Origin of the sequence: Marinobacter sp. UBA3607, from assembly GCF_002375525.1 — a bacterium.
Taxonomy (GTDB): Bacteria; Pseudomonadota; Gammaproteobacteria; order Pseudomonadales; family Oleiphilaceae; genus Marinobacter; species Marinobacter vinifirmus.
This window is the reverse complement of record NZ_DFLY01000014.1, coordinates 38,241-43,659: the sequence shown is the minus strand read 5'-3', so window position 1 is coordinate 43,659 and position 5,419 is coordinate 38,241. Positions and strand designations below refer to the sequence as shown.

At 49.3% G+C, this 5,419-nt stretch carries 10 protein-coding genes and 1 pseudogene; 5 read left to right on the top strand and 6 right to left on the bottom strand.

The genetic code is table 11. From position 1 onward, the window contains the following. The first annotated feature begins 975 nt into the window (after window positions 1-975). From B2589_RS05235 to B2589_RS05225, 3 genes are all read left to right on the top strand, one after another. Window positions 976-1,989, top strand: a complete 1,014-nt coding sequence (locus B2589_RS05235) for a hypothetical protein (RefSeq protein ID WP_286815849.1) — start codon at window positions 976-978, stop codon at window positions 1,987-1,989. A 113-nt stretch (window positions 1,990-2,102) separates the two neighbouring features. Next, entirely contained in the window at window positions 2,103-2,375 is a 273-nt protein-coding gene (locus B2589_RS05230) for a CopG family ribbon-helix-helix protein (RefSeq protein ID WP_022989998.1), read from the top strand. Beyond that, window positions 2,372-2,653, top strand: coding sequence for a type II toxin-antitoxin system RelE/ParE family toxin (locus B2589_RS05225; RefSeq protein ID WP_023012028.1), 282 nt, complete (start codon window positions 2,372-2,374; stop codon window positions 2,651-2,653). Before B2589_RS05230 ends, B2589_RS05225 begins: the two co-directional genes overlap by 4 nt. Window positions 2,654-2,736: 83 nt before the next feature. Here B2589_RS05225 and B2589_RS05220 read toward each other — a convergent pair whose 3' ends face one another. The 6 genes and pseudogenes from B2589_RS05220 to B2589_RS05195 all read right to left on the bottom strand — a co-directional run bounded on the left by B2589_RS05220 (window position 2,737) and on the right by B2589_RS05195 (window position 4,507). Next, window positions 2,737-3,009, bottom strand: a complete 273-nt coding sequence (locus B2589_RS05220; protein WP_054641814.1) for a BrnA antitoxin family protein — start codon at window positions 3,007-3,009, stop codon at window positions 2,737-2,739. Then, window positions 2,984-3,250: pseudogene (locus tag B2589_RS05215) on the bottom strand (BrnT family toxin); the annotation flags it as partial. The pseudogene B2589_RS05215 and the gene B2589_RS05220, both read right to left, overlap by 26 nt. A gap of 27 nt (window positions 3,251-3,277) precedes the next feature. Next, the gene (vapC, locus tag B2589_RS05210; protein ID WP_286815848.1) at window positions 3,278-3,679 is read right to left on the bottom strand and encodes a type II toxin-antitoxin system VapC family toxin; all 402 of its coding nucleotides are present in this window, start codon (window positions 3,677-3,679) and stop codon (window positions 3,278-3,280) included. Further along, window positions 3,676-3,870 carry a type II toxin-antitoxin system VapB family antitoxin gene (locus B2589_RS05205; protein ID WP_286815847.1) on the bottom strand — a complete coding sequence of 65 codons (195 nt, stop codon included), beginning with the start codon at window positions 3,868-3,870 and terminating at the stop codon, window positions 3,676-3,678. Before B2589_RS05205 ends, vapC begins: the two co-directional genes overlap by 4 nt. Before the next feature lie 134 nt (window positions 3,871-4,004). After that, window positions 4,005-4,259: a Txe/YoeB family addiction module toxin gene (locus B2589_RS05200; RefSeq protein ID WP_232901785.1), complete on the bottom strand. Its 255-nt coding sequence runs from the start codon at window positions 4,257-4,259 to the stop codon at window positions 4,005-4,007. Continuing rightward, window positions 4,256-4,507: a type II toxin-antitoxin system Phd/YefM family antitoxin gene (locus B2589_RS05195; protein WP_127329600.1), complete on the bottom strand. Its 252-nt coding sequence runs from the start codon at window positions 4,505-4,507 to the stop codon at window positions 4,256-4,258. The genes B2589_RS05200 and B2589_RS05195 overlap by 4 nt, the downstream gene beginning before the upstream one ends. 153 nt (window positions 4,508-4,660) lie before the next feature. Here B2589_RS05195 and B2589_RS05190 point away from each other — a divergent pair, with 153 nt between their 5' ends. Both B2589_RS05190 and B2589_RS05185 read left to right on the top strand, forming a co-directional pair. After that, complete coding sequence (locus B2589_RS05190; protein WP_286815846.1) at window positions 4,661-4,885, top strand: hypothetical protein; 225 nt, start codon at window positions 4,661-4,663, stop codon at window positions 4,883-4,885. After that, on the top strand, window positions 4,848-5,419 hold a 572-nt coding region (locus tag B2589_RS05185), incomplete at its 3' end, for a YeeE/YedE thiosulfate transporter family protein (protein ID WP_286815845.1). The genes B2589_RS05190 and B2589_RS05185, both read left to right, overlap by 38 nt.

The following is a 5,419-nucleotide window of genomic DNA, read 5'->3' as shown; positions in this document are numbered from 1 at the left end:
GTCGGTTTAATGGCGCTTACGTTCAAGTTGTTCGCTCGTAAGTAATATTGGTGAAGGCATCTGTAAGGCCGGGGGTGGCTCTAGTTGTTCGCTGGTCAGTAATCCAGGTGAAGGAATTTGTAAGGCTGGCGGTGGCTCAAGTTGCTCTCTTGTTTCTAGCGTTGGCGAAGGAATCTGTAAAGCAGGTAATGGTTCAAGCTGCTCATTAGTAAGCAGTGTCGGTGAAGGTATTTGTAAAGCAGGTGGAGGAAGTAGTTGTTCCTTAACAAGCAAAATGGGAGAAGGCATCTGTAAGGCCGGAGGTGGTTCTAGTTGTTCTCTTGTATCAAGCTTGGGTGAAGGTATTTGTAAAGGAGCAGGAGTTAGTTGCTATAACCCAACTCTCGAAGAATCACTATGCAAGGCCGCAGGAGTATCTAATTGCTCTAATGTCTCATTCTCTCAGTTGCTAGCGTTTTCAATTGAAACCTGTGGCATACAAATATTTTATAAATACGGCTCTTAATTGAAATACAGTTATAACAAACGCATGTTGTCGGACTGGCTTTCCGCTGCGCTCTAAACCAGCCGCAAATGCGGGCGTTATGGCGCTTTACGTACATTTCGTCTACATTTTCTGGGTTGTGCCAAGATAGTTGGAGGGCAATGAACATGGAGGTTGCACGGTGCGCTAGCACCTCAATCCTGGAGAATGACCATGAAAAAAATAATGCTAAGTTTGGTTCTTGTTGTGTTCGCGTCGACGGCGTTCGCTCATGGTGGCGGTTGCCGGAAAGACAGCCCACCTGGGCAATGCTGTCACGCAGGCTCACAGCCTTATCATTGCCACTAAAGCTGTGTTTTCCAGCGGAGTTTGGCTGGTTGAGCCATAACCATACGGTCAACCGGACGCCAAAAGCGTACCGCTTTTGGTTCCCTCCGCTGGCGCTCCGGCGCCGGTTACCTCAGCGTTAGCTTTACACAAAAGGAGAATTCGTGAGCAGAGATGCACTTATTAATCAAGGAAAGCTGGTTTACGAAAATATTAAAAATCTAGACCAAGCGACGCTCCTAAAGGATCCGGGCGGGCTTCAGCCTTGGAATGGATTGGACTTTAGTGATTTTTCTGAATCTTATGCTGATCTGCTCTCAGTGTTAGCTGGCATATATGATAACGAGGTATTGGAGAAAGCGCCTTTTAATTTATTACATGGACTTAATTCGCAATTAAATGCCGCGCATCAACACTTAAACGCTTTTGTTGCAAACAGAGCACAAGGTCAATTTCAGAATGCATTCCAACACGTTGAGAATCTTCGAACTCATATACAGCAATGGGGGTTCCGCTATGAAGCTGTTGTTGGTAAAGATCTCGAAGAACGCTCAAAACTAATAGATGATGAGATTACAAAGCTTCTGTCTAATAGGGGAGATATTGAGGCACTTAAAAAGAGTGTTAGTAGTCTAATAGAGCCAGCAGTTGCTGGATCATTGTCAAAATCTTTTGCTGATCGCAAGGATGCTCTACACATTAATCAGAACCGCTGGTTTTGGGCGTCCTCAATAATGGCTGCAGTTAGTTTAATAGCCACTATTGTCATAGTATGGTCAATCGTGGGAATTTTTAGTTCTGAAGTAGTTCTTGCAGCAATTGGAAATAGCAAAAATGGCGTTGATGGTGTCGTATGGTCAACGATTGGACTAAGAGTTGGAGCTTTATTGCCTATCTATTCGATATTTGCATTTTCTTTCCTTCAATATAAGAAAGAAAGAGATTTGGAAGAAGAATATGCGCACAAAGCAGCGGTTGCCACTTCTTTACCGAATTATGGAAGTCTCGCGGTAGAAGATGGGGTGAAAGACCAAATTCTCTCAGAAGCATCTAAGGTCATATTTACATCTCCCTCTACAAAAACTGAAACTAAGAATAAAGAGGATGTCATAGGTATTGGCCAACTAAACGGGCTACTTTCAAATATTCATAAGCTAGCCCCTAAGTCTAAAGAATAAGCTAACAAAACCATGCACGCGACAAGCGCGTGATGGCCAACGTTAAATTTTTTGCCGCACCCCCGTAGACTATGTTGTAATACATTGTAGTAGCCAAACTCGAGGGTATAGTCATGAGCGTCACCACGGTTCGCCTTCAAGCAGAAGTTGAACAGCACCTGGAAGCAATTGCTGGCAGGTTGCACCGGAGCAAAGGTTGGGTAATTAACCAAGCATTATCGGAGTACATAGAAAAGCAGCAGCTGGAGCAAGAGCGCTGGAAACAGACCTTAGAAGCAATGGAGTCCGCTGCACAAGGCAAGGTTGTTGATGCCCGCGAGGTTCACAGCTGGCTTAATAGTTGGGGAACCGACAACGAGCAGGATGCACCGAGGTCAGGTAAGTGAAACTGGTTTACACGGACGAAGCCATTGAAGATTTACAGCGCCTCAGGGAGTTCATTGCAGTCCACAATCCATCGGCGGCAGCCCGGATCGCCACCGAACTGGTTGGCAAAATCGAATTGCTTCCTGATTTTCCCAAGATGGGCACACCAGTTGAAATGGCACCGGTGCCTGACTCTGTTCGAGATATGGTTTTCGGGAAATATGTCGTTCGATATTCGCTCCATCCCAGTGCCATCATCATTCTCCGGGTATGGCATGGCCTTGAAGGTGAGCGGTAGTAATTTAACCAGGCGCGTCACTCGGATGCCTTTGTCTCCGCTGCGCTGCGACAAAGCCACCGGTGCGCTTCAGCGTTAGCACCTCAGGTCCGACGGCTGTCGTTTACATCATCTGCAAGCCAAGCCTTGATCAGCGATTGATAAGGCATGTCCCGCTTGTTGGCTTCGATTTTGATCCGATCAAGCAGCGTTTCCGGCAACCGGAGTGAGATGGTCTTGGTTGAGGGTTTCAGCTTCGGGAAAGATGCCGGCTTGGCCTGGCTCCAGTCCAGATAATCGGTAGAATCGTGGGTTTCCCAGAATTCCCGTTCTTCTGCTTCAGTTTTGAACTCAGGCATCTTTTTTGGTTTGCTCATAAACGGCCCTCTCTTTTCGGTGCATGTCGCGAGCGGAAATCACCCGAATCAGTGTACCGTTCTGCCTTAGTGTGAACGTGATGTGGAGTAATCTCTCATCATCAGTTTCACCAAGGGCATGAAAACGGGCCTCGGTCTGGCTGTGTTTGGAGTCTTCCAGCACCAGAAGCGGCTCATTAAAGAAAATTTCTTCCGCTTCAGACTGGTTTACGCCGTGTTTCTCCGCATTCTTGCGGGAGTTACCTTCGTCCCAGTCAAAGCCAGGGCGTTATGTTTCTCTCAGGGCAGGCTCAAGCCCAAGGTGATCAACAAAAGGGATAAAGTTGCGATCCAGGAACAACAGGGGTAGCTCCTTCTCTATGCAAAATGTCGCGATGATCACATCGGCAGTCTTTCTGATCGTGATGCCCTTTTTACGAAGCGCTCGATAATTGTCGGCACACTTGGCTGCCATATCTTTGCCAAACATTTCATACTGATCCAGCGCCATCAGGCTTTGTTTGGTCTGACGATATTGTTTGTCGTTGCGGATGCCTTGCAGGATTTCCAGAAATATGAGGTCCCCGATAGCGACAGATCCTTGGACTATCGAGGCATCCAACAGGTCAGTATGTGGGTTAGTGAATCCGTTGAAATAGTCAATCCAGACGCTGGTATCCACCAGTATCATCCGGCGCTCCGCATTTCATTCAGGTCGCCTTCCCACTTGACCTTGCCGCGCAGTTTTCGAATTTCCTGCTGCTTACTCAACTGGACCAGAAGTTTCAGGCCTTGCTCAACGGCCTCTTTCTTGGTTTCGCAGCCGGAAGCTTTGAGGGCTTCGGCCATCAACTGGTCGTCAATGACAATGTTCGTTCTCACGGTGCACCTATGTGTATGGTTTTCGGTTTCTATACACAATCTAGCACTTCGGGGAAAACATAACAATCGGCTGCACAGCGACTGAGTTTCCGCCGCTTCGCGGCTCCCAACCGGCGCATGAGCCGGGCGTGAAATCAGTAGTGATACCGGAGTTGGGCGATTAGCAAAGCGTCATCCGTGACTTTGTAAACTATTCGGTGTTCGTCGTTGATCCGGCGAGACCAGTAACCGGCGAGGCTGTGTTTGAGGGGCTCTGGTTTGCCAACACCTTCGAACGGTTCTCGCTTGGTCTCTTTTATCAGCTTGTTGATTCGGTTAAGAATCTTTTTGTCGGTTTTCTGCCAGTACAGATAGTCTTCCCAGGCGTTCTCGGAGAAGATGAGTTTCATTCAAGAAGTTCCTTTTCCTGACCACCGCCTTGCTCCAGCTCCGCAACGGATTCCAGCAAACGCCGTGCGTTTTTTGGTGCGCGCAGAAGGTATGCCGTTTCTTGCAGCGCCTCGTAGTCCTCCAGAGAGATCATTACCACTGACGGCGACTTGCTCCGGGTGATGATTACAGGGGAGTGGTCTTCACAGACCTGCTCCATGGTTTTTGCTAGATTGGTTCTGGCGGCTGTATAGCTAATGGCATCCATAAGGCTACTCCTGTACAGAATGTTGAACATGGTCAAGATATCGTACGCCAAAGGATTTAACAATCGGCTGCAGAGCGCCCATGTTCCAGCGCGGCGCGGCTCCGTAACCTTTCGAGCAAAGCTGTCGTAGCTAATCAGTCGTATCCTAGTAGAATGCTCGCCAATCAAGCCCAAGACCAAAAGGACTTCCGCTTCATTGTCTGGGGTATGTTTATCGGGGCGCTGATGATGGTGCTGCTGAGTAACAGCTTCAAGGTTCGGCTGCCACAACAGAAGCGCCGCTATGTGCAGGGCTTTGTCGGCGGCATTATTCCGGTTTTGGTGCCCGCCTGGCGCTGGGGTGCAACCTGGCGGCCTTCTTTACCGGGGTGCCGGTAAACCTTCCGTTGCCAAAACCCGGGTTATCCAGCCTTATGTGGGTGGTGCTATTGCCCTCGTTTATCTGGGCTTTGTGGTGTACCTGTTCTCTACCGGACAGAAGCTGCTCGGCCTGGGTGCGCTGTTTGGCCTGGCTTTCGGTGTGCTGATTGAGCGCGGCCAGATCTGCTTTACCTCCGCCTTCCGGGATCTGTTCCTGGTCGGGCGCAGCCTGATGACCAAGGCCATCATTATCGGGATGGCGGCCAGTTCGGTGATCACCTTCGTCGTCATTTCTGTCTATGACCTCACGCCCATCACCCAGATTGCGGCGCTCAGCACCCTGGTGGGTGGTGTCTTATTCGGCCTGGGTATTGTAATGGCCTCGGGTTGTGAAACCGGCATGATGTACCGGCTGATGGAAGGTCAGGTGCTGTTCCTGCCGGTATTTGCCGGCAACGTGATCGGTGCTACGGTACTGGCCTATGGCTGGGATAACCTCGGCATCTATGATGTGCTGGTGCAAGGTGGTGACAAGGTCAACCTGATCGCCAC

Bases quoted from the DNA above. Each gene is read 5' to 3' on its own strand.
- B2589_RS05230 (WP_022989998.1), top strand. From the start codon at position 2,103: ATGAGCGTCACCACGGTTCGCCTTCAAGCAGAAGTTGAACAGCACCTG.
- B2589_RS05220 (WP_054641814.1), bottom strand. From the start codon at position 3,009: ATGAGCAAACCAAAAAAGATGCCTGAGTTCAAAACTGAAGCAGAAGAA.
- vapC (WP_286815848.1), bottom strand. From the start codon at position 3,679: ATGATACTGGTGGATACCAGCGTCTGGATTGACTATTTCAACGGATTC.
- B2589_RS05200 (WP_232901785.1), bottom strand. From the start codon at position 4,259: ATGAAACTCATCTTCTCCGAGAACGCCTGGGAAGACTATCTGTACTGG.
- B2589_RS05195 (WP_127329600.1), bottom strand. From the start codon at position 4,507: ATGGATGCCATTAGCTATACAGCCGCCAGAACCAATCTAGCAAAAACC.
- B2589_RS05190 (WP_286815846.1), top strand. From the start codon at position 4,661: ATGCTCGCCAATCAAGCCCAAGACCAAAAGGACTTCCGCTTCATTGTC.